The following is a 1,503-nucleotide window of genomic DNA, read 5'->3' as shown; positions in this document are numbered from 1 at the left end:
CTGTGCCTGATTCTGAGTTTGTTCAATTTGCATCCACCCCAAAGAAAAAGGAACTGGAACATCAACCTGACACACGTTCAGGATCGGAACATGATCTTCAATACTTGAACTAGGGAAAATGTTGATTGCTTTATCGCCAAACTCTCTCTGATTGTATCGCCCCCAAACATCACCGAAAGCATGCACATCGGAAAGATTTACAATCGGTGATGGTGTTTCTGAGCTTTCTACAGGCTCATGAACAGCTGCCTTACTTACTTGCAGATTATCCCCTGCTTTCAATCGCATTGGATCATCATGATATGCCGGATTTAAATCCAACAAATCTTTAGCACTCAGGCCATATTGACTTGCAATTTCCGGCCAGGTTTCCCGCTCACCAGTGGTTGGGTTAATTTGCACACTATGACTGACTTTCGGGCGCTCAACCGGCGATGCATCTTTCTGTTCAGGCTCACGATAAAGCAGCTCATTGTAACGAATGCCGATGATACTTTCTAAATTCAGCTTCATGGCATTTTCGCTGAGCCAAGCACTATCAGCATTTGCCAACTCGTCAGCTGTGAGCTTCACTTCACGATAAAGAATATGCTGCTCTGAAAGTATTGCCCCTTCAATTCGATAGGGCAGCAGAAAACTGCCTTGATGGTGTTCAGAGACCAGTTCGTCAGTTAAGTGAACCTTATCTGAACGTGTCGCTTGACACGTCCAGCTTCCCTTGCCGACAACTTTGTATTCACGAACTAACTGACTATCGATAAAGTGATAAAAATAGCCGGATGTTGCCCAACCCAGTCGGTTTTCACCGATTTGTATGGCAAATTTCACGGGAAGGAACTCAGCGTTCGCCTGATTGCTACCTTTGGCGTTCGATTTCACCTCATAGGAAGTTGATTGGCCACAATTCAAAAACAGATCGTGATGCAAGGTTTTGGCTTCACGTTCAAAACAAAGCATGCTCAAAAGGCTATCACCTTCCGGTGTTTGGGTTGTTTTCCAGTTGGAGACTGACTTTTCTTTATCAGTGGCACCAAGCTGCCATACGCCAGTTTGAAGGGACTTCAATTCAACCTCAGTACAATAGAGTTTGATATTAACTTCGCTACCAGGTTCAGGCGGGGGTGGTTCTTTGACTTTGTCGGTTGCAGGTTCAAGCTTAGAAGAGTAATCCTCAATCGCCGCGTATCCTGCGCGAACAAATTTTCTGGGTTTATCAATTTCAACAGACATGCAGCCATCCAAAATTATAGAAAACTGCAGATATTCTACTGGTTGTGCAAGTAGAGAAACAGATCGGACAGGCTGGCATTTTCACTTTATGCATAGTTATATCAACACCTTGAGTGAATTTGCGCTGCATGTCACACCAGGGCACTTTATCGGGATTACTGTTAACTGTAGGAGCATCGAGCACAGATGATATTTTAGATAAACACAGAATGTAATCATGACCTGAAAAAAATATCAAACAACCCACTTGAAATGACAGACTTAAAAAATCTT

At 43.4% G+C, this 1,503-nt stretch carries 2 protein-coding genes; both read right to left on the bottom strand.

The annotated features are described in order from the left end of the window. The coding region (locus KCG43_RS21230) for a LysM peptidoglycan-binding domain-containing protein (RefSeq protein ID WP_218387446.1) at positions 1 to 1,230 on the bottom strand (1,230 nt) is incomplete at its 3' end. Then, positions 1,220 to 1,503 (bottom strand): hypothetical protein (locus tag KCG43_RS21225; RefSeq protein WP_218387444.1); only part of this gene is annotated, 284 nt, incomplete at its 5' end. The genes KCG43_RS21230 and KCG43_RS21225, both read right to left, overlap by 11 nt.

Origin of the sequence: Photobacterium sp. WH24, from assembly GCF_019204055.1 — a bacterium.
Classification (GTDB): Bacteria; Pseudomonadota; Gammaproteobacteria; order Enterobacterales; family Vibrionaceae; genus Photobacterium; species Photobacterium arenosum.
Note: the sequence above shows the minus strand (reverse complement) of the source record. Positions and strands in the feature narration are given on the sequence as shown.